Source organism: Modestobacter sp. SYSU DS0290 (assembly GCF_054050955.1).
On sequence record NZ_JBJHAI010000018.1, the window covers coordinates 58,182 to 78,957 of the forward strand.

A 20,776-nucleotide genomic window follows, 5' to 3' on the forward strand; every position below is an offset into this window, starting at 1 on the left:
CTCACAACCCCAGGATCGAGCCGGCGATGATGGTGCGCTGCACTTCGTTCGAGCCCCCGTAGATGGAGACCTTGCGGTGGTTCAGGTACGAGGGGGTCGCCACCTGCGCCCACGCCGGGACGTCGGACCCCCGGCCGGGGAACGAGGGCACCGAGAGCGGCCCGGCGACGTCGACCAGCAGCTCGGTGGCCGCCTGCTGCAGCTCCGAGCCGCGCAGCTTGAGCACCGACGACGCCGGGTGCGGCTTGCCGCCGGCGGAGGTGGCGACCACGCGCAGCGCGGTGAGCTCCAGGGCGAGCAGCTCGTTCTCCAGCTCGGCGATCCGGGCCCGGAACAACGGGTCCTCCGCCAGCGCGACGCCGCCGGAGGTGATCCGCCGGGCGTGGGACTTGGCGTCGGCCAGCATCCGCTTGGTCGAGCCGATCCGGGCGATGCCCACCCGTTCGTTGCCGAGCAGGAACTTCGCGTAGTCCCAGCCGCGGTTCTCCTCGCCGACCAGGTTCTCGGCGGGCACCCGGACGTCTTCGAAGAACACCTCGTTGACCTCGAAGCCGCCGTCCAGCAGCTCGATCGGCCGCAGCGTCACCCCCGGGGTGTCCATCGGGAAGAGCAGCAGCGAGATGCCCCGCTGGCGCTTCTCCGCGGTCGGGTCGGTGCGCACCAGGCAGAAGATCCAGTCGGCGTGCTGGCCCAGCGTCGTCCAGGTCTTCTGGCCGTTGACCACCCATTCCTCGCCGTCGCGCACCGCGGTGGTGCGCAGCGAGGCCAGGTCGGAGCCGGCATCGGGCTCGGAGAAGCCCTGGCACCACCAGATGTCGAGGTTGGCGGTGGCCGGCAGGAAGCGCTCCTTCTGCTCCTGCGAGCCGAAGGTGGCGATCACCGGGCCGATCATGCTGGTGTTGAACGCCAGCGGCTCGGGCACCGACGCCAGCTGCATCTCCTCGCGCCAGATGTGGCGCTGCAGCGGGGTCCAGTCCCGGCCACCCCACTCGACCGGCCAGTGCGGCACGGCCAGCCCGGCGGCGTTCAGGATCCGCTGCGCCTCGACGAACTGCTCCCGGGTCAGCTCCCGGTGGGCGGCCACGGCCGCCCGGATCGCCGGCGGCACGGAGGTGGTGAAGAAGGTGCGCATCTGGTCCCGGAAGGCCTCGTCGTCCGGCGACAGGTGCAAGCGCATGGGGGCCCCACTTCCCGACGGCGGCTCTGCCGTCTGTGACGTGGCTCCCAACATCCCACACGGGCTACCGGTCGGTAACCGGGGGCTTCGGCACGGGCACCGGGAGGCGTGACCGGCGCCGGGCGATGGCGGTGACCGCTCGTGCGCGGGCAGCCGGGCACCCCGCCCGAAGGGGGGAACCGGTCCGGGATCGGCTGGAGCCGGGGCCGGGCGTGGACGAGGGTGGGAGCAGGGCGCGGGACCGTGTCCGGGAGCGGAGCGGGGGACGACGTGGCAGCCAGAGCACCGGTGGCGGCGGACCAGCCCTCCTCGGAGGTGGTCGCCGCCGTCTTCCACGGGGTCTCGGTGAGCTCCTCCAGCGCCATCCTGGTCGTGGAGCGGATCAGTGGCACGGCCCGCGTGAGCTGGAGCAACGAGAAGGCCGTCGGGGTCCTCGGCTACGCCCAGGAGGACCTGCGGGCGCTCCCGGTCGAGCAGCTGCTGCCCTCCCTCCGCGCCGGCGAGCTGCGCCTGCTGCTGCGCCGCGAGCGCGCCGTCACCATGACCCTGCCGGTGCGCTGCGCCAGCGGGGTGTCGCTGGAGTGCTCGGTCTCCGCGGTGCCGGCGCCCGGCGGCCGGCGCTGGACCGTCCGCCTGGCGGCCACCTCCAACGAGCAGGAACGGGCACTCCGGGCCACCGCCGACGCGCACGAACGGCGATTCGCCACGCTCACCGAGCGGTCCCCGATCCCCACGCTGCTGTCCGAGCAGGGGATGCGGTTGGCCCACGTCAACGACGCGTTCTGCGCGCTGGCCGGTCAGCAGGCCGAGGAGCTGCTGGGCACCGGCTGGATGGACGTCGTCCACCCCGACGACCTCGACGAGGTGATCGAGCAGGCCACCGCCGTCCTCCTCGGCGGCGAGGACGGCGTCGAGGGCGAGGCGCAGGCCCGGCTGGTGCGACCCGACGGCACCGAGCTGACCACCGTCATCCGCTTCGCGCACCTGTTCACCCCCGGCGTCGGCGCGGGGTTCGTCGGCACCATCGAGGACATCACCGAGCGGCTGGCCTTCGAGGCCCGGCTGGCCCACCAGGCCAACCACGACCCGCTGACCGGGCTGCCCAACCGCACCCTGCTCGCCGACCACGTCAGCACCTGGTTCGTGCCCGGCGCCGGCGGCCTGGCCTGCATCTTCCTCGACCTGGACAACTTCAAGGTCGTCAACGACTCCCTCGGCCACGCCGCCGGCGACGAGCTGCTGGTCGAGGTCGCCACCCGGCTGCGGGCCACCGTGCGCCCCGGGGACCTGGTCGCCCGCTTCGGGGGCGACGAGTTCGTCGTGGTCTGCCAGCAGGTCAGCGAGGCCGACGCGGTCGCCCTGGCCGAGCGCATCGGGGCGCAGCTGCGCCGGCCGGTCCGCCTGGGCGGGGTCGACCTGCGACCGCAGGCCAGCGTCGGGGTGACCGTGCAGACCGCCGAGCACCAGGCGGCCGAGGAGCTGATCCGCGACTGCGACATCGCCATGTACCAGGCGAAGTCCGGCGGCAAGGGCCGGATCACCGTGCTGGACTCCGACGCCCGCGCCCAGGCCCGGGACAAGCTGCGGCTGGTCGCCGAGCTGCGGTCGGCGATCGAGCGGCGGGAGGTCACGCTGATGTACCAGCCGATCTTCGACGCCGTCGTCGGCACGGCGACCTCGGTGGAGTCCCTGGCCCGGTGGCAGCACGCCGAGCGCGGGGCGATCAGCCCGAGCGTCTTCGTGCCGCTGGCCGAGGAGAGCGGCCTGGTGGCCGGGCTCGGGCTGCTCGTGCTCGACGAGACCTGCCGGCAACTGGCCGAGTGGGACCGTGAGCTGGGCGCCGCGGCCCCGCGCCGGGCGCACGTGAACGTCTCGGCGCTCCAGCTGGACGACAACCTGCACGGCCACGTGGCGTCCGCGCTGCGCCGGCACCGGCTGTCGGCGGACCGGCTCTCGATCGAGATCACCGAGTCCGCGCTGATGAAGGACCCCACCTCGGCCCGGGCGGTCCTGCAGGACCTCCGTGACCTGGGCTGCCAGATCTCCATCGACGACTTCGGTACCGGCTACTCCTCGCTGGCCTACCTCCGGCACCTGCCGGTGGACTGCCTCAAGGTCGACCGGTCCTTCGTCGCCGAGCTCGCCGACGGGCACGCCGAGATCACCTCCGCGGTGATCGCGCTGGCGCACAACCTGGGGCTGTGCACCGTCGCCGAAGGGGTGGAGACCCCGGCCCAGGCCCGGCTGCTGGCCGAGCTCGGCGCCACGTACCTGCAGGGCTTCAGCCTGGCCGCCCCGCTGTCCGGCGCCGACGCGACCGCCTGGTTCGCCGCGGCCGCCCAGCGGTGACCGCGCCGCGGGGGCGCGGTCCGCGCCCCGCCCTCCCTCCCCGCCCTGCCCGATCCGCCAGACCTGGAGTCGTCGTGACCACCCCCCTCGCCGCCGCGCCGACGTTCGACCTGGAGCGCGTGCTGGCCAGCATCGACACGATGGCCGCGCAGCGCCCCGTGGCCGCCCAGATCGTCTCGGTGGCCAACTCCGACCAGGCCAGTGCCAAGGAGCTCTCCCGCATCCTCAGCGCCGACGTCGCGCTCGCCGGCCGGGTGATGAAGCTGGCCAACTCCGCCTTCTACGGGATGCGCGGGCGGGTCACCTCGCTGCAGTTCGCGGTCACCGTCATCGGCTTCGCCACGGTGCGCACCATGGCCACCGTCGCGCTCACCGACCTGGACGACGAGTCGCGCCTGCCGGACGACTTCTGGGAGCTGAGCACCACCGTCGCGCTGGCCGCCTCGACGCTGGCCCCGCGCTTCGCCGAACGGCCGCAGGACGCGCTGTGCCAGGGCCTGCTCGCCCAGATGGGCGTCGCCCTGCTGCACCACAACGACCCGGAGGGGTACGCGGAGCTGTGGGCCGAGCACCGCTCGTTCACCGGCCGGCGCGCGGCGGAGGTGCGGCGCTACGGCATCTCCGGGCTGCGGCTGACCGCGGTGGCCCTGGAGCAGTGGGGCTTCCCGGCGGAGATGGTCTCCCCGCTCAAGCAGGTCGACGACCTCGGCTCGTTCGCCGGGGCACTGCTGCGGGCGGCCTTCGAGGTCGGCGCGCGGCTCACCGACGACGACCACCAGGAGCAGAGCATCACCGGGCTGACCTGCGGGCAGCTGCGGGACCGTGACGTGCTGCCGATCCTGTCCCAGGTGCGCGTCGACGCCGAGGAGCTGCGCAGCGCCCTGCTGGGCTGACCCCGGTCCCGGGCGCGGTCCGGCGTCCGGGGGGACAGTGGGAGGTGTGTACGACTCGGACTCCTTCACTCCGGACTTCATGGCCCTGCTCGCCCGCGAGGTGCTGCGCGAGCGCGCCGGTGCGCTGATCGCCGAGGCGTGCGCCTGGGCGGTGGGCCTGTCCGACCAGCCGCACCACCTCCGGGTGCGGGGCCGGGTCGTGGCCACCGGGCTGACCGTCGGCGCCCGGGCCCTCACCGGGCAGCCGCTCTCCGGTGAGGAGGACGGCCGGCTGGAGCTCGGTGACGCCCGGCCGGGCAGCTTCCAGGACGCGCTCAACGCGGTCACCGCCGACGGCACGCTGGTCGCCGAGCGGTTCGACCGGGAGGTGATCGAGCCGTTCGCCCTGGAGACCTGCGTGCTGGCCGCCGAGCGCGCCCGGGACACCCGGGCCGCCGCGTGGGCCGAGCTGCTCGACGAGCTCGGTGAGGACGGCCGGGACCTGGCGGAGGTGGTGCGCCTGGGGGAGTGGGAGGCGCCGCTGCGGATCGACGCCGAGCACCTGGTGCTCGCCGCCATCGGGAGCGCACCGCTGGTGCAGGTGGAGGCCGAGGGCCTGCCGCTGTCGCTGGTCCGGGCCGCGGAGGCGGTCACCCGGGCGGCGGCCCCGGCTCCGCCCGCGCCCGACCCGGCGCGGGACGACCTGGCGGGCGCCCTGTTCCTCGCCGAGGCCGCCGTCCGGCAGTCCGGCCTGCCCCTGCCGGTGCCGCCCGCCCAGGCCGACCGGCTGCTGGAGCTGCTGCTGGCCGAGGGGCTGCTGCCCGAGGAGGTGCCGACGCTGCTCGCCTCGCTGCCGGTCGAGCCGGCCACCGCGGCGGAGGTGCGGGCGACGATCGCCACGCTCCGCCCCGGCCGCTGAGCCGCCCGGTCAGCGGGCGGGCAGTCGCACCACGTCGGCGGTGACGCCCCCGTCGTCGTCGAGCCGGGAGGCTGCCGGGCTGTCGTAGACCACCAGCAGCCGGGAGTCGTCGCCGGGCAGCAGCCCGATCCCCTCGGCGTGGTCGTCCCCGACGCCGAAGGGCAGGTCGACCTCGCGGGTGAGCTGCTCGCCGCGCACCACCTGGGGGGTCTCGGCCGTCAGCGCCCCGTGCCAGCGGAAGACGTGCACCGGGCCGTCGAGGTCCATCGTCGGCCCGGCCAGCACCAGCAGGTCCTCGCCGTGCGGGCTCAGGTCGCGGACGCCGAGGCCGCGCAGGTCGAGCACGTGCTTGCGGTAGGGGCGGCCGTCGGGGAACGGGGTCAGCACCAGCCGGGTCGAGTCCGCGGGGTCGGTCTCCGGCCGCAGCTCCAGCACCATCGCCCAGCCGCGCAGCACCGGGCCGCGCAGGCCGAGGAGCACCCGGTCCCCGGCGACGGCGATGCCCTCCACGTCCAGGCCGTTGTCCTTCCCCGGGATCGGGAGGAACGGGGCGAGGTGCTCGTCGTCGGCGAGCAGCTCGCGCAGGTCCGGCCCGGCCGCGCCGAACACCGCCGCGGTGCGGGTGCCGTCGTCGTCGGTCACCTCCCGCACCGGCGTCGGCAGCCCGTCGGCCTCGGCGATCGGCAGCCGCACGAGCACCTGCCGGTTGACCTGGCCGGAGACCTTCGCCAGCCGGCGGAACGCCTTCTCCCCGTCGTGCTTGTCCTTGATTCGCTTGCGCCGCAGGCTGTGCGACCCCACCGCCCAGAGGTACCCGCCGGAGCGGGCCAGCCCTTCGATGTCGGCCTCCTCGTCCTCTGCACCGGGGAGGTCCACGAGGTCGGCCAGCGGGAAGGTGGTCTCATCGCCGTAGCCGGTGGGTCGCCCGGGGTCGTCGGCGACGAGCCGTTCGATGGTCGCCGTCTCGTCGCCGGCGACCCACAGCACCGGGCCGTCGCTGCGGACGGCGGAGAGGTTGGTGTGGGTCTGCGCCGCGCGGGAGGCAGAACCGAAGGACAGCCGGACGGTGCGCTCGACGCTCACGCCGGTCAGCCTGGCACGCCGCCCGGGAAACCGCCGGTCCCGGGGCGCCGTGGGCCGGGGCATGGAGCTGACCTGCCCGACGTGCCGAGGGACGATGCACACCTACGAGCGCAACGGCGTCCCGCCGGCCCCGGCAGCGGGGCATCCCCGGCAGGCCGCCGGCCACCGGCCGGCCCAGGGCGGTCAGCCGTCGCTGGGCTCGGTGGTCAGCGAGGTGCTCGGCCAGGTGCGCAGCAGCGGCCACTCCGGGTACGGCCACAAGCGGAGGAAGCAGTCGTTCCGGGGGGAGCTGTTCGGCTGATCACCCGCCGGTTCAGGCACGCGCGACGCGGGCACTGGGGCTGCCGTGAACGAGACATCTCCCACCAGCACTGCCGGCAGCGTCCTGGTCACCGGGGCCGGCGGCGTGATCGGCGCGCACGCCGCGGCCGAGTACGCCCGCCGTCCCGGCTGGCGGGTGCGCGGGGTCAGCCGGCGCCGGCCCGCGGACCTGACCGGCGAGCACCTCCCGGTCGACCTCCGTGACCCGGCGGCCGCCCGCGACGGGCTGGCCGCGGCCGCCGACACCACGCACCTGGTGTTCGGCGCCTACGCCGAGCGGCCCACCGCGCGCGAGCTGTCCGAGGTGAACGTCGGGATGCTGCGGCACACGCTCGACGGGCTCGCGGCCGCCGGGGCACCGCTGGAGCACGTCACCCTCTACCAGGGCGGCAAGGCGTACGGCGCGCACATGGGGTTCTTCAACACCCCGGCCAAGGAGAGCGACCCGCGGATCGTCCAGCCGAACTTCTACTACGACCAGGAGGACCTGCTCCGCGAGGTCGCCGCCGAGCGCGGCTTCCGGCTGACCGTCCTGCGCCCCGAGGGCGTCATCGGCTACGCCGTCGGCAACCCGATGAACCTGCTCATGGTCATCGCCGTGTACGCCGCGATCAGCAAGGAGCTCGGCCAGCCGCTGCGCTTCCCCGGCAGCCTCGCCGCCTACGACGCCCTCTACCAGGTGACCGATGCCGAGCTGCTGGCCCGCGCGACGGTCTGGGCCGGGAGCGAGCCGGCCGCCGACGGCGAGGTCTACAACGTGACCAACGGCGACCAGCTGCGCTGGCGGCACCTCTTCCCGGCGTTCGCCCGCGCCTTCGGGATGGAGCCCGCGGAGCCCCAGCCGGTGCCGCTCGCCGAGGCGATGGCCGACCGCCGCGACGTCTGGGAGCGGCTGGTGGCCCGGCACGACCTGGTGCCCACCCCGTACGAGGACCTGGTGGGCTGGGAGTTCGGGGAGTTCATCTTCACCTCCGGCTTCGACAACGTGAGCTCCACGATCAAGCTGCGCCAGGCCGGCTTCGCCGACTGCCTGGACACCGAGGACCGGTTCGTCGAGCTGTTCGAGCAGCTCGCCGCGCGGAAGGTCATCCCCCCGCTGCGCTGAGCGGGCCGACGTCGAGGCCTCGGGTTGAGCAGGACCGGTTCCCGGTGCTATGAGAGATCACGGAGAGATGCCGCCCGGGCACCCGCCCGGTGCGCTGCTCCTCCCGGACAGCGTCGTCCGTCCACTGGTCCAGATGTCCTTCCCCGGAGGATCCCTGTGCTGGTCGACACCCAGAACGCCGGCTCGTCGCCGTCGCCCGTCCTGCGGGCGGTGCCCGGTGGCGGACCCACCGCGGAGCGGCCCGGCGCACCGCTCCGCGTAGCCCTCGTCGCGCCGCCCTACTTCGACGTCCCACCCGGTGCCTACGGCGGTGTGGAGGCCGTCGTGGCCGACCTGGCCGACGCCCTCGTCGACCGTGGGCACGACGTCACCCTGCTCGGGGCCGGCCGCGACGGCACACGGGCCCGGTTCCGCCCGCTGTGGCCGCGGGCCGTTCCCGAGCGCCTCGGCGAGGCCGCCCCGGAGGTCGTGCACGCCGCTGCGGCGCGGCGGGCCCTGCTGGAGCTCGCCGACACCGGCGGCCTGGACGTGGTGCACGACCACACGCTCGCCGGTCCGCTCAACGCCGCGGTGCTGCGTGCCCGCGGCGTCCCCACCGTGCTCACGGTGCACGGGCCCGTCGACCCCGACGCCGAGCGGGTCTACCGCGACCTGGCGGAGGACGTCGGGCTGGTCGGCATCAGCCACCGCCAGCGGGAACTGGTGCCGGACCTGAACTGGCTCGGCGTCGTGCACAACGCCCTGCGACTGGACGCCTGGCCGTTCGCCGCGGACAAGGGGGACCACGCGCTGTTCCTCGGCCGCTTCCACCCGCAGAAGGCGCCGCACCTGGCCCTGGACGCCGCCCACGCCGCAGGGCTGCCGCTGGTGCTGGCCGGCAAGTGCCAGGAGCCGATCGAGAAGGAGTACTTCGAGCGGGAGGTGCGACCGCGGCTGCGCGACACCGACCGGGTGGTCGGCGTGGCCGACGCAGTGCGGAAGCGCGAGCTGCTGCTCAGCGCACGCTGCCTGCTGTTCCCGATCCAGTGGGAGGAGCCCTTCGGGATGGTGATGATCGAGGCGATGGCCTGCGGCACGCCGGTCGTCGCGCTCCGCGGCGGCGCCGTCCCCGAGGTGGTCGACCACGGGGTGACCGGGCTGGTCTGCGAGACCCCGGCCGACCTGCCCGCCGCGCTGGACGCGGTCCGGGACCTGGACCCGGCGGCGTGCCGGGCCCGGGTGGCCGCCCACTTCTCCGCCGAGGCGATGGCCCGCGGCTACGAGGCCGCCTACCGGCGGGCGCTGGCCGCGGCCACCGGCCCGGTGACCACCGGCCGGCACCTGGAGGAGGTGGGCTGAGGTGACCGACGGGCCGCTCAACGCCACCGAGCCGGTGCGGATCGGCGCCGACGGCGGGCTGGTCACGCTCGTGGACGGCTCGACGTTCTGCCTGTCCACCGCCACCGGTGACGTCGTCCCGGGCGACGTGCAGGGTCTCTACTTCCGCGATGCCCGGGTGCTCTCCCGGCTCGAGCTGCGGTTGGACGGCGGCGTGCCCCAGCCGCTGTCGGTGCAGCCCGAGGAGACCTACGGCGCCCGCTTCGTGCTGCGCCGTCCCCCGGCGGGCGGCCGGGCGGACAGCACCCTGCTGCTGGTCCGTGAGCGACTGGTCGCGGACGGGCTGCGCGAGGTCCTCACGCTGCAGAACCTCGCGGCCGAGGCGACGACGGCGACCCTCACCCTGTGGCTGGGCGCGGACTTCGCCGACCTGTTCGCGGTCAAGGCCGGCCGCGCCGACGCCGGCGAGGTGATCCCGCAGGTCGAGGGCTCCGCCCTGGTGCTGGCCGGTCGCGACGGGGAGCGTGGGCTCCGGGTCAGCGCGACCGGTGACGTGGTCGTCACGCCGTCCGCCCTCACCTGGCGGGTCGTCGTGCCCCCGCGCGGGCGCTGGTCGACCGAGGTGACCGTGCAGCCGGTGCTGGAGGGACGCCTCGTGCCACCCCGGGTCGACCGGGGGCAGGGCATGGAGACCAGCCGCCCGGCGCACCAGCTGCGCGAGTGGCGCCGGGCCAGCACCGCCGTCACCGCCGACCACCCGGTCCTCGCGGAGGTGCTGCGGCGGACCGAGGACGACCTCGGTGTGCTGCAGATCCGCGACCAGCTCGGTGACCGGCCGGTCGTCGCGGCCGGTGCGCCCTGGTTCATGACCCTGTTCGGCCGGGACAGCCTGCTGACCGCCCACATGGCCCTGCCGCTGGAGACCTCGCTGGCGGTCGGCACGCTGGAGACGCTCGCGCGGCTGCAGGGGCGCACGGTCGACCCGCTGAACGAGGAGGAGCCCGGGCGCATCCTGCACGAGCTGCGTCTGGGCCCGGACCGGGACAGCGCGCTGGGCAGCAGCCGCTACTACGGCACCGTCGACGCCGGGCCGCTGTTCGTCTCGCTGCTGACGGAGGCGTGGCGCTGGGGAGCTCCCGAGGACGAGGTGCGCGCCCTGGTGCCGGCCGCCGACGCCGCCCTGGAGTGGATGGACCGGTACGGCGACCGGGACGGCGACGGCTTCCTGGAGTACCAGCGGGCCACCGACCGGGGCCTGCTCAACCAGGGGTGGAAGGACAGCTTCGACGGCATCAACGACGCCGCCGGCCGGCTCGGTGAGCCACCGCTCGCCCTGGCCGAGGTGCAGGGCTACGCGTACGCCGCCCGGCTGGCGCGGGCGGACCTCGCCGAGGCGTTCGGTGACCCGCTGACCGCCTCCCGGCTGCGGCGGCGGGCCGCCGAACTGCGGGACGCGTTCGCCGAGCGGTTCTGGCTGCCCGACCGCGGCTGGTTCGCCGTGGCGCTGGACCGGGACAAACGGCCGCTGGACGCGCTGACCAGCAACGCCGCGCAGTGCCTGTGGAGCGGGATCGTCACCGACGAGCACGCCGCGGAGCTGGTGCAGCGGCTGGCCGACCCGGTCATGGACAGCGGCTTCGGTCTGCGCACGCTGGCCGAGGGGATGGGCGCCTACAACCCGATGAGCTACCACAACGGGTCGGTGTGGCCGCACGACACCGCACTCGCGGTCGCCGGGCTGGTCCGGTACGCCCACGTGCCCGGGGCGGTGGAGCTCGCCCAGCACCTCGCCGACGGGCTGCTGGACGCCGCAGCCGCGTTCGGCGGGCGGCTGCCGGAGCTCTTCTGCGGCTTCGGCCGGGCCGAGTTCGACCCCCCGGTGCCGTACCCGACCTCCTGCTCGCCGCAGGCGTGGGCCAGCGCCGCCCCGCTGTTGCTGGTGCGGGCGCTGCTCGGCCTGGAGCTGGACGTGCCGGGTCGGCGCATCACGCTGCGGCCCCGGCTGCCGGAGTCGTGGGGCCGGGTCGTGCTCGACGGGCTGGACCTCGGGGGCGAGCGGCAGGTGCGCATCGAGGCGGTGGGGGAGCGCGCGGACGTCTCCGGGCTGCCCGACGGCTGGACGATCGACGGGCTCCGGCCCCCGGCCCCGGCCCGCTCCGCCTGACCCGCACACGCGAAGGGGCCAGGAGCATCGGCTCCTGGCCCCTTCGCGTGGGTGTCGATCAGCTGCTGATGGCGATCCGGCGCGGCTTCGTCGCCGGTGACTTGGGCACCCGGACGGTCAGCACGCCGTCGTGCAGGTGGGCCTGCACTCCGTCGGCGTCGACGTCGCCGGGCAGCGTCACCGCGTACCGGAAGGCGCCCACGCGTCGGGTGCGCCGGTGCAGCACCCCGGTGCGCTCCTTCTCCTGGACCTCACCGGAGACGGTGAGCACCCGGTCCTGCAGCTGGACGTCGACGTCGTCGCGGGCGACGCCGGGGAGCTCCAGCTCCAGCGACCAGGCGTCGTCGGTCTCCTCCAGGTCGGCGGAGGGGACCCAGCGGTCGGCCACCCCGCCGAGCTCGGACTGCCAGAGCGAGGTGAACCGGTCGTAGAGCTCGTCGAGCTCACGGAAGGGGTCGCGGGTCGCCAGGTTCCGCGACCGGGAGAGAACGGGCAGTGCCATCGTGGTCCTCCTCTCGGGGTCTTCGTCGGACACCCGACCAAACGTGCAGTCGCCGCTGTAGATTCCCGGCGGGCCGGGTGTTCCGGCGCGGCGTCCGGGTAGGGCGGGCACATGCCCAGCTACCGAGTGAACGAGGCCGGCGTCCGGCACGCACAGCAGCTCATCGACGCCGGGGAGTACGACGCCACCACCGAGTGGTCCGAGGCAGCCCCCTCCACCCAGGAGCGCAACTCCGAGATCGAGGACGAGGGGCGGGAGGAGTGGAGCCGCTGGTACCTCGCCGAGGACACCGACGCGGGGGAGGGGACCAAGGGCCGCTTCCGGTTCCCCTACGGCGACTTCTCGAAGGTGAACCGGGCGGCGCTGATCCACGCCGAGCAGCGGGCGTCGCAGAACGACCACGAGGACGTCCGCCGCGCCGCGAAGGACCTGCTCGACCGGCTGGACGCGAAGCGCGCCTGAGTCGACGGCCTGGGCCCGGCGGCGCCCGGGACGGATGACGCACCCGGGCCGGCCGGTCCGGTCCGCCCACTGCGGCCACCTCCGGCGGCGCGCAGACTGCGGGGACGCCGGGGCGCGGACGCTCCGGCGCGACGGTCCGCGGGCGCACCGGCGCGGCCGCCGTCGGCCGGCCCGGTGCGGGGAGCGCAGATGAAGGTCACCGCAGCGATCGTCGAGCAGCCGGACGCGCCGTTCGTCGTCCGGGACGTCGAACTGGACGAGCCCGGGCCCGGTGAGGTGCTGGTCCGCGTCACCGCGACCGGCTTCTGCCACACCGACGGACTCGCCCGGGAGGGCCAGATGCCGTTCCCGCTGCCCGGCGTGCTCGGCCACGAGGGCGCGGGGACCGTCGTCGCCGTGGGCGACGGGGTGACCAACGTCCGCGAGGGCCAGGCCGTCGTCATGGGCTGGCCCTGGTGCGGGCACTGCCGCAACTGCCTCGACGGTGAGCCGCGGTACTGCCTGAACCTCGGCGAGCTGGCCTTCAGCGGCCACCGGCCGGCCGGCACCTCCGGGCTGCGCACCGCCGGCGGGGACGCGCTGGCCGGGGCGTTCTTCGGCCAGTCCTCGTTCGCCACCCACTCGCTGGCCACCGCCACCTCGCTGGTGCCGATCCCCGACGGCCTGCCGGTCGACCTCATGGGGCCGCTGGCCTGCGGCCTGGCCACCGGCGCCGGCGCGGTCTTCCACACCGCCCGCCCGATGCCGGGGTCCTCGTTGGTGGTCTACGGAGTCGGCACGGTGGGCCTGGCGGCGGTGATGGCCGCGCGCAACTCGGCCGCCAGCACGATCATCGCCGTCGACCGGCACGCCTCCCGGCTGCAGCTGGCCCGGGAGCTGGGCGCGACCGAGGTGGTCGACGCCGGCGAGACCGACCCGGTGCAGGCGGTTGCCGACATCTGCGGGGGACCGGCGGACTTCGCCCTCGAGTGCACCGGCATCGTGCCGGTGGTCCGGCAGGCGATCGACTCGGTCGGGATGCGCGGGCAGGCGATCCTGATCGGCGGGGCGCCGGCCGGGGCGGAGTTCAGCGCGGACCACATGAGCACGCTGTGGGGCAAGTCGATCGTCGGCACCCTGGGCGGCAGCGGCCGCAGCGAGCGGCTGATCGGCGCGCTGATGGACCTCTACGCCGCCGGCCGCTTCCCGATCGACTGCCTGGTGGAGCGCTTCCCGCTGGAGCGGATCGGCGAGGCGATGGAGGCCTCCTACAGCGGCGCGGTGGTCAAGCCGGTCATCGCCATGCCCGAGGCCTGAGCCGCAGCCCGACCCGAGAGTTCGGCGGACGTCGCACGGTGGTCGACCGTGCGACGTCCGCCGGCCTACCGCGGACCGGCCGGTGGGGCCTACCGTCGCCCTCGACGGAACCCACCAGCGCCGGAAGGGAACGCACCATGCCGAAGACCCTGGTCCTCGCCAACCAGACCCTGGGCGGGGAGGCGCTCCTCGACGCGGTGCGGGAACGCGTCGCCGCCGGCCCGCACCGGTTCCACGTCGTCGTCCCCGCCACCCCCCTGCACGACGAGGCCGACGTCCCCGCCGGCGGGCCGTCGTCGGAGGAGCGGGCCTACGCGCTGGCCAGCCAGCGCCTGGACCGCGCGCTCACCGAGATCCGGGAGCTCGGCGGCGAGGTCGACGGCGAGGTCGGCGACCCCGACGCCCTGACCGCGGTCCGGCTGGCGCTGGGCCGGTTCGCCGCCGACGAGGTGGTGGTCTCGACCCTGCCGCTCGGCATCTCGCGCTGGCTGCGCGGCAACCTGCCGGCCAAGATCGAGAAGGCGTCGGGCCTGCCGGTCGTCCACCTCGTCGACGACCGGGCGCACGCTGGCTGACCGCCCCGGCTCACGCGCCGGGGCGGTCAGCCGGCGGGTCAGCGGGGAACGGTCACCCGTGCGTCACGCGGGGAGTCGCTGCGCGCGCCGAGTTGGGACACCGGCCCGCTCACCTGCCGCGAGCCCTTGACCGTGGCGAACGAGGTCTCGTAGCCGACGGTCGCCCGGGGGTCCAGGCGGGGGTCGACGGACAGGCCCTTGTCGCCGTTGCTGCGGATGAACCAGTAGTCGGCCTGCACGCGCTCCGGGGTCACGTCCAGCACCACGAAGCCGTGGCCGATGCCCTCCAGGTAGCGGACCCAGGGGTTGGCGGCCTGGAACGCGGCGGTCGTGGCGGTCGCGGCGGCGGCCGAGCCGACGGCCTCCTTGAAGCCGTTGCTGGTCACCGACGGGCAGACGAACTCCACGCCCACCGAGTTGCCGTCGCCGGGGTAGGCGGCGACGTCGGTGGGGAGGTCGTTGGCCCACGAGGAGTGGATGTCCCCGGTCAGCACGACCGGGTCGGTGCCGGCGGCGGCCATGGCGTCCAGCACCGCGCGCTGGTCGGCCTGGTAGCCGTCCCACTGGTCGGTGTTGAACACCGAGCCGGGGACGGTGCCCGGCCGCGGGACGGCGAACACCCGGGCGAACACCGTCTGGTTGCCGACCAGGTGCCAGTCGGTCCGCCCGGTGCGGAGCCCCTTCGTCAGCCAGTCCAGCTGCGGCGGCTCGGGCAGGTGGCGGCGCGGGTCGGCCAGCGCTGGGTTGACCGCGCCGTCGACCGTGGCCGGCACCTGCTCGCTGCGGTTCTGCCGGGTCTCGATGACCGACAGCTCCGCCAGGTCGCCGAAGCTGAAGCGGCGGAAGAACTGCCGGCCCTTGCTGGGCAGTGGCTGCCACATCGCGGGCTCCCGGATCGGCATCCACTCCAGGTAGGCCTGGAACGCCTTGGCCCGGCGGAACAGGAAGTCGCCCTCGGGCTTGATGCCGTCGGGCTTGCCCGGCTCGGTGTAGGGCGTGTCCGGGTCGTCGTCCCGCTCGTGGTTCTCCGCGCCGAAGTCGTAGGCGTCGTTGGTGATCTCGTGGTCGTCGAAGATCACGATCCACGGGTGCTGCTGGTGCGCGCGCTGCAGGTCCGGGTCGGTCTTGTACAGCGCGTGCCGGATCCGGTAGTCCTCCAGCGACACCATCTCGTGGACCGGCTCGTGGTCCCGGATGCCGATGAGCGCGTTCGGCCCGTACCGGTCACCGGAGCCCGCGGCGCCGGCCACCCGCGGGGAGTTGCCGTACTCGTACAGGTAGTCGCCCAGGTGCAGCACGAAGTCCAGGTCGTCCCGGGCGGCGATGCCGCGGTAGGCGGTGAAGTACCCGCCGGTGTAGTTGCTGCAGGACACGAACGCCATGCGCAGCGCGTGCGTCTGCCCCGGCTCGTCCGGCGCGGTCTGGGTGCGGCCCACCGGGGAGGTCTGGCCGGCGCAGGTGAACCGGTAGAAGTAGCGGGTGTAGGGGGTCAGCCGGTTCACCACGACCTTCACGGTGTGGTCGCGGCTGACGTCGGCGACGACGTTCCCGCTGCGCACGATCTCGGTGAACGCCTCGTCGGCGGCGACCTCCCAGCGGACCGGGACGGCCGGCCCGCGACGGCTGCCGGGCAGCGACTCGGGGGTGGGCGTCACCCGGGTCCAGAGCAGCAGCTCGGTGGCCGTGGGGTCGCCGCTGGCGACACCGAAGCCGAAGACGCCGGAGCGGGCGGTCTCGGCCACCGCGGCGCGGGCGGCCTCCGGGGTGAGACCGGCGAGGGTCAGGGCCGCCGCCGCGGCGGCGCCGCCCTTGAACACGGTGCGGCGGGACAGGGGTGCATCGAAGGACATGCGGGCACTCTCGGTGACCGCAGCAACCAGTCGACGGTCGCCAGGTGAACACCGGACGTCGTCCCGCTGGCTGCCGGTCCGGCCGCCCGGCGTGTCCCCGCCGGGGTCAGCGCGCCGGCATCATCGACCCGGTCTCGGCGTACCGCGCGTGCCAGCTCAGCGCCTCGGTCATCAGGTGCGGGGTGTGCCTGCCGAAGCCGCCGCGCTCGGCCCGCTCCAGGTAGTCGGCGAGCATCGGCCGGTAGTCCGGGTGCGCGCACCGGTCGATGACCAGCTGGGCGCGGCGCCGGGGGGACAGCCCCCGCAGGTCGGCCAGGCCCTGCTCGGTGACGACGACCGCGACGTCGTGCTCGGTGTGGTCGACGTGGGAGACCATCGGCACGATCGAGGAGATCGCCCCGCCCTTCGCCGTCGACGGGCTGACGAAGAAGGAGACGTAGGAGTTGCGGGCGAAGTCGCCCGACCCGCCGATCCCGTTCTGGATGCGGCTGCCCATCAGGTGGGTGGAGTTCACGTTGCCGTAGAGGTCGGCCTCGATCATCCCGTTCATCGCCAGCACGCCCAGCCGCCGGATGATCTCCGGGTGGTTGCTGATCTCCTGCGGCCGCAGCAGGATCCGGTCGCGGAACTCGTCGACGTGCGCGCTGAACTCGGCGAGCGCGGTGGGGCTGAGCGAGAACGCCGTCGCCGAGGCGAACGACAGCGTGCCCGAGCGGAGCAGGTCGAGCATGCCGTCCTGGATCACCTCGGTGTAGGCGGTCAGCTGCTCGAACCGCGACTCCTGCAGCCCCGCCAGCACGGCGTTGGCCACGTTCCCGACCCCGGACTGCAGCGGCAGCAGGTCCGCCGGCAGCCGGCCGCGGGACACCTCGTGCTCGAGGTACTCGATGAGGTGGCCGGCGATCGCGCGCGCGGTGTCGTCGGGCTCGGCGAAGGGGGTGTTCCGGTCGGGGGCGTCGGTCGCCACGACCGCGACCACCTTCTCCGGGTCGACCCGCAGGTGCGGCACCCCGATCCGGTCGCCGGGGCGGGTGAGCTGCACCGGCCGGCGGTTCGGGGGCAGGGCGGTGCCGTAGTAGACGTCGTGCATCCCCGCCAGCCCGGCCGGCTGCCAGGTGTTGACCTCCAGCACCACCCGCTCGGCCAGGTCCAGCCAGGTCTTGTTGTTCCCCACCGACGACGAGGGGACGAGCAGGCCGTCCTCGGTGATGGCGCTGACCTCGACCACGGCGACGTCCAGCGGGCCGAGGAACCCCTCCCAGGCCAGCTGCGCCACGTGCGACAGGTGCACGTCGACGTACTCGGTCTCGCCGCGGTTGATCTTCTCCCGCAGCACCGGGTCGGACTGGTAGGGCAGCCGCAGGCCGATGCCGTCGGCCGCCGCCAGCGCGCCGTCCACGTCCGGGGCGGTGGAGGCCCCGGTCCACAGGTCGACCTGGAAGGGGTCGCCGGCGGCGTGCGCCTCGGTGATCCGGCGGGCGAGCACCCCGGGCACCGCCTTCGGGTGGCCGGCGCCGGTGAACCCGCTCATCCCGACGGTGTCCCCGGGCCGGATGACGGCGGCGGCCTCCTCGGCCGGCACCACCTTCCGGGCCAGTGCGGCGTTCCGGATCCGTCCGGCGTCCATCCGACCTCCGCGCGCCTGCGGCCGCCCGGTCCGCGGCCGTCGCTGCCCGACGCTACGGGCGGGACGTCGGTCCCGCGCGGTACGGGCCGGACGGCCCGGGGTGGGCGACCGCACACCGCCCGGCGGTGCCCGCGCGGGCCCGGGCTGGGAGGGTGTGCGGAGCGGTGGAACGTCCCCGGTCGGCACCGGGGCAGCAGGGAGCAGGTGGTCATCGGTGGTCGCGGGGCGCCGACGCGGGGGACGGCGGGCGGATCAGCCGCTGACGCAGGAGCCGGTGCACCTGCCGGAGCCGGACGAGCGGGAGGCCTACCGGGTCCTGGACTTCGCGCTGCGCGCGGGCGAGGTGCTCCTCTCGGGCGGGGCCGGGGCCGCGGACGTGATGGCGACGATCGTGGCGCTGGCCCGCGCCTGCGGGCTGGAGCGGCTGGTCTGCGAGGTCACCTTCACCACGATCACGCTCACCTGGCTGCGGGCGGCCGACGTCGCACCGGTCACCAGCGTGCGGCTGGTGCAGGTCCGCACCCCCGACCACACCCGGGTGACCGAGGTGCAGAACCTCGTCGCGGACCTGGTCGGCCGGCGCTGCACGCCGGATCAGGCGATGGACCGGCTGGAGGGGATCCGGCAGGCCCGCCACCCCTACCCGCGCTGGGCGGTCACCGCCTCCCGGGCGGCGCTGGCGTCGGCGATCGCCGTGCTGCTGGGCGGCGGCGTGCTCGTCTCGCTGGTGGCGTTCGCGACCACCGTGGTCGTGGACCGGCTGGCCGGTGCGCTCGCGACGCGGGGCATCCCGGACTTCTACGCCAACCTGCTCGGCGCGGCCGTCGCGACGGCCGTGGCCATGGCGCTGGTCGTCGCCGACCTGGGGGTGCGGCCGGCCCTGGTGGTGGCCAGCGGCATCGTGCTGCTGCTGCCCGGCATGACCCTGGTCGGGTCCGTGCAGGACGCGATCACCGGCTACCTGCTCACCGCGAGCGCCCGGGCCTTCGAGGTGTTCGTGCTGACCGCCGGGATCGTCGCCGGGGTGGCCGGCGTGCTCTCCGTCGCCGACCGGCTGGGGGTGGGCCTGGCGGTCAACCAGCCACCCGCGACCGGGCTGGGGGAGCTCCCCGCGCAGTTCCTCGCCGCCGTCGTCGCCGCGGCTGCCGCGGCGGCGGCGAACTACGCGCCGCGGCGGACGATCCCCGCCGCCGGGGCGGCGGGCGCGCTGGGCTGGGGGGCGTTCCGGGCGCTGGACCACCTCGACTTCAACGCCGCGCTGGCGACCGGGGCGGCCGCCGTGGTCATCGGTGTGGCGGCGCACGTCATCGCGCACCGGCAGCGGGTCCCGCCGCTGGTGCTGGTCGCCGCGGGGATCATCCCGCTGCTGCCTGGGCTCACCATCTACCGCGGCATGCTGTTCCTCGCCTCCGGTGACACCGGCACCGGGTTCCTGCTGCTGAGCCAGGCCACCTCGATCGGGCTGGCACTGGCCGCGGGGGTCATCCTGGGCAGCTTCCTCGCCCAGCCGGCGCGCCGGGAGGTCCAGCGGTTCGAGCGACGGGTCGACGGTTCGCGGCTGGTCGGCGCGTTCCGGCGGCGGAAGGCCTGACCGGGGCGGTTTCACCGCCGCGGCGACGGGCAGGTGCAGGGCGCACCGGTGCCCGCCGGGACCGCCTGAGCGCCCACTGCCGAGCGCCGCCGTCCGGGCCCGCACCTCCAGCAGACGACGGGAGACTCCCATGGCCATCGCCACGATCAACCCCACCACCGGCGAGACGCTCAAGACCTACGAGCCGCTCAGCGACGAGGCGCTCGAGGAGAAGATCGGTCGCGCGGCCGCTGCCTTCCGCAGCTACCGCCTGAGCTCGGTCGAGGACCGGGTCCGCTGGCTGCGCGCCGCGGCCGACGTCCTGGACGCCGACACCGACGCCGTCGCCGAGCTGATGACCACCGAGATGGGCAAGACCCTCGCCTCGGCCAAGGCCGAGGTCGGCAAGTGCGCGAAGGCGCTGCGGTACTACGCCGAGCACGGCCCGGCGATGCTCGAGCCGCAGCAGCTGGACTCCGACGCCGTCGGTGCCGAGCAGGCGTACGTGACGTACCAGCCCCTGGGCGTCGTGCTGGCGGTCATGCCGTGGAACTTCCCGCTCTGGCAGGCGATGCGCTTCGCCGCCCCGGCGCTGATGGCCGGCAACGTCGGCCTGCTCAAGCACGCCAGCAACGTGCCGCAGACCGCGCTGTACATGGAGGAGCTCTTCCGCAAGGCCGGCTTCCCCGACGACGTCTTCCAGACGCTGCTGATCGGCTCCGGGACCATCGAGCGCGTGCTGCGCGACGACCGGGTGGCCGCCGCGACGCTCACCGGCAGCGCCCCGGCGGGTCAGTCGGTCGCCTCGATCGCCGGCGACGCGCTCAAGCCCACCGTCCTGGAGCTCGGCGGCTCCGACCCGTTCATCGTGATGCCCTCGGCGCACCTCGAGACCGCGGCCGGGGTGGCGGTCACCTCACGCAACCAGAACAACGGGCAGAGCTGCATCGCGGCCAAGCGGTTCTTCGTGCACCGCGACGTCGCCGAGGAGTTCACCCGGCTGTTCGCCGAGAAGATCGGCGCGCTGACCGTCGGCGACCCGATGGACGAGGGCACGGAGGTCGGTCCGCTGGCCACCGAGTCCGGCCTCGCCGACGTCGAGGCCTACGTGGAGGACGCCCGTTCCAAGGGCGCCACCGTCGTGGTCGGCGGGCAGCGGGTGGACCGGCCGGGCTGGTTCTACGAGCCGACCCTGCTGACCGGCGTCACCCCGGAGATGGACCTCTACGCCGAGGAGGTCTTCGGCCCGGTCGCGGCGCTGTGGACCGTCGACTCCCTCGACGAGGCGATCGAGATCGCCAACAGCCACCCCTACGGTCTGGGCTCCAACCTGTGGAGCGAGGACGAGGGGGAGCGGGCGCAGTTCATCCGGGACATCGAGTCGGGCATGGCGTTCGTCAACGGCATGACCACCAGCTACCCGGAGCTGCCGTTCGGCGGGGTGAAGCAGAGCGGCTACGGCCGCGAGCTCACCGAGCAGGGCATGCGCGAGTTCATGAACGCCAAGACCGTCTGGGTGGGCGCGCCCAGCAGCGAGCAGGGGACCGGGGACACGGCGGGCTCGGCGAACGAGTGACCGCCCCCCGG

At 74.6% G+C, this 20,776-nt stretch carries 17 protein-coding genes; 12 read left to right on the top strand and 5 right to left on the bottom strand.

All coding sequences use genetic code 11. The features are described from left to right. Window position 1: 1 nt before the first annotated feature. Window positions 2-1,177, bottom strand: a complete 1,176-nt coding sequence (locus ACI795_RS14995) for an acyl-CoA dehydrogenase family protein (protein ID WP_457076350.1) — start codon at window positions 1,175-1,177, stop codon at window positions 2-4. 270 nt (window positions 1,178-1,447) lie between these two features. On the opposite strand from ACI795_RS14995, the gene ACI795_RS15000 reads away from it, so the two are divergent. The 3 genes from ACI795_RS15000 (at window position 1,448) to ACI795_RS15010 (ending at window position 5,317) form a co-directional block, all read left to right on the top strand. Beyond that, window positions 1,448-3,526, top strand: coding sequence for a putative bifunctional diguanylate cyclase/phosphodiesterase (locus ACI795_RS15000; protein ID WP_457076351.1), 2,079 nt, complete (start codon window positions 1,448-1,450; stop codon window positions 3,524-3,526). A 74-nt stretch (window positions 3,527-3,600) separates the two neighbouring features. Continuing rightward, window positions 3,601-4,419 carry an HDOD domain-containing protein gene (locus ACI795_RS15005; protein WP_457076352.1) on the top strand — a complete coding sequence of 273 codons (819 nt, stop codon included), beginning with the start codon at window positions 3,601-3,603 and terminating at the stop codon, window positions 4,417-4,419. Between the two features lie 46 nt (window positions 4,420-4,465). Further along, on the top strand, window positions 4,466-5,317 hold the full coding sequence (locus ACI795_RS15010) for a hypothetical protein (protein WP_457076353.1): 852 nt from the start codon (window positions 4,466-4,468) through the stop codon (window positions 5,315-5,317). 9 nt (window positions 5,318-5,326) lie between these two features. On the opposite strand, the gene ACI795_RS15015 is transcribed toward ACI795_RS15010, so the two are convergent. After that, window positions 5,327-6,400: a DUF3616 domain-containing protein gene (locus ACI795_RS15015; RefSeq protein WP_457076354.1), complete on the bottom strand. Its 1,074-nt coding sequence runs from the start codon at window positions 6,398-6,400 to the stop codon at window positions 5,327-5,329. A 94-nt stretch (window positions 6,401-6,494) separates the two neighbouring features. Here ACI795_RS15015 and ACI795_RS15020 point away from each other — a divergent pair, with 94 nt between their 5' ends. From ACI795_RS15020 to ACI795_RS15035, 4 genes are all read left to right on the top strand, one after another. Further along, window positions 6,495-6,701 carry a hypothetical protein gene (locus tag ACI795_RS15020; RefSeq protein WP_457076355.1) on the top strand — a complete coding sequence of 69 codons (207 nt, stop codon included), beginning with the start codon at window positions 6,495-6,497 and terminating at the stop codon, window positions 6,699-6,701. Between the two features lie 45 nt (window positions 6,702-6,746). Next, window positions 6,747-7,826: an SDR family oxidoreductase gene (locus ACI795_RS15025; RefSeq protein ID WP_457076356.1), complete on the top strand. Its 1,080-nt coding sequence runs from the start codon at window positions 6,747-6,749 to the stop codon at window positions 7,824-7,826. A gap of 156 nt (window positions 7,827-7,982) precedes the next feature. Then, window positions 7,983-9,164: a glycosyltransferase family 4 protein gene (locus ACI795_RS15030; protein ID WP_457076357.1), complete on the top strand. Its 1,182-nt coding sequence runs from the start codon at window positions 7,983-7,985 to the stop codon at window positions 9,162-9,164. A gap of 1 nt (window position 9,165) precedes the next feature. Next, window positions 9,166-11,307, top strand: coding sequence for an amylo-alpha-1,6-glucosidase (locus tag ACI795_RS15035; RefSeq protein ID WP_457076358.1), 2,142 nt, complete (start codon window positions 9,166-9,168; stop codon window positions 11,305-11,307). A 58-nt stretch (window positions 11,308-11,365) separates the two neighbouring features. Here the strand turns inward: ACI795_RS15035 and ACI795_RS15040 are convergent, their stop codons facing one another. Then, window positions 11,366-11,809 carry an Hsp20/alpha crystallin family protein gene (locus ACI795_RS15040; protein ID WP_457076359.1) on the bottom strand — a complete coding sequence of 148 codons (444 nt, stop codon included), beginning with the start codon at window positions 11,807-11,809 and terminating at the stop codon, window positions 11,366-11,368. Window positions 11,810-11,920: 111 nt separating this feature from the next. Here ACI795_RS15040 and ACI795_RS15045 point away from each other — a divergent pair, with 111 nt between their 5' ends. The 3 genes from ACI795_RS15045 to ACI795_RS15055 all read left to right on the top strand — a co-directional run bounded on the left by ACI795_RS15045 (window position 11,921) and on the right by ACI795_RS15055 (window position 14,142). Next, a complete protein-coding gene (locus tag ACI795_RS15045) occupies window positions 11,921-12,271 on the top strand; it encodes a hypothetical protein (RefSeq protein ID WP_457076360.1) in 351 nt (116 codons plus the stop codon). 189 nt (window positions 12,272-12,460) lie between these two features. Continuing rightward, window positions 12,461-13,567 carry an NAD(P)-dependent alcohol dehydrogenase gene (locus ACI795_RS15050; protein ID WP_457076361.1) on the top strand — a complete coding sequence of 369 codons (1,107 nt, stop codon included), beginning with the start codon at window positions 12,461-12,463 and terminating at the stop codon, window positions 13,565-13,567. A 137-nt stretch (window positions 13,568-13,704) separates the two neighbouring features. Beyond that, window positions 13,705-14,142: a hypothetical protein gene (locus ACI795_RS15055; RefSeq protein WP_457076362.1), complete on the top strand. Its 438-nt coding sequence runs from the start codon at window positions 13,705-13,707 to the stop codon at window positions 14,140-14,142. A 38-nt stretch (window positions 14,143-14,180) separates the two neighbouring features. On the opposite strand, the gene ACI795_RS15060 is transcribed toward ACI795_RS15055, so the two are convergent. Further along, complete coding sequence (locus ACI795_RS15060; protein ID WP_457076363.1) at window positions 14,181-15,992, bottom strand: alkaline phosphatase D family protein; 1,812 nt, start codon at window positions 15,990-15,992, stop codon at window positions 14,181-14,183. 106 nt (window positions 15,993-16,098) lie between these two features. Beyond that, window positions 16,099-17,619, bottom strand: coding sequence for an acetyl-CoA hydrolase/transferase family protein (locus ACI795_RS15065; RefSeq protein ID WP_457076364.1), 1,521 nt, complete (start codon window positions 17,617-17,619; stop codon window positions 16,099-16,101). Window positions 17,620-17,893: 274 nt separating this feature from the next. Here ACI795_RS15065 and ACI795_RS15070 point away from each other — a divergent pair, with 274 nt between their 5' ends. Together ACI795_RS15070 and ACI795_RS15075 are read left to right on the top strand one after the other, a co-directional pair. Continuing rightward, the gene (locus ACI795_RS15070) at window positions 17,894-19,210 is read left to right on the top strand and encodes a threonine/serine ThrE exporter family protein (RefSeq protein WP_457076365.1); all 1,317 of its coding nucleotides are present in this window, start codon (window positions 17,894-17,896) and stop codon (window positions 19,208-19,210) included. Between the two features lie 130 nt (window positions 19,211-19,340). Beyond that, the gene (locus ACI795_RS15075; RefSeq protein WP_457076366.1) at window positions 19,341-20,765 is read left to right on the top strand and encodes an NADP-dependent succinic semialdehyde dehydrogenase; all 1,425 of its coding nucleotides are present in this window, start codon (window positions 19,341-19,343) and stop codon (window positions 20,763-20,765) included. The last annotated feature ends 11 nt before the right edge of the window (window positions 20,766-20,776 follow it).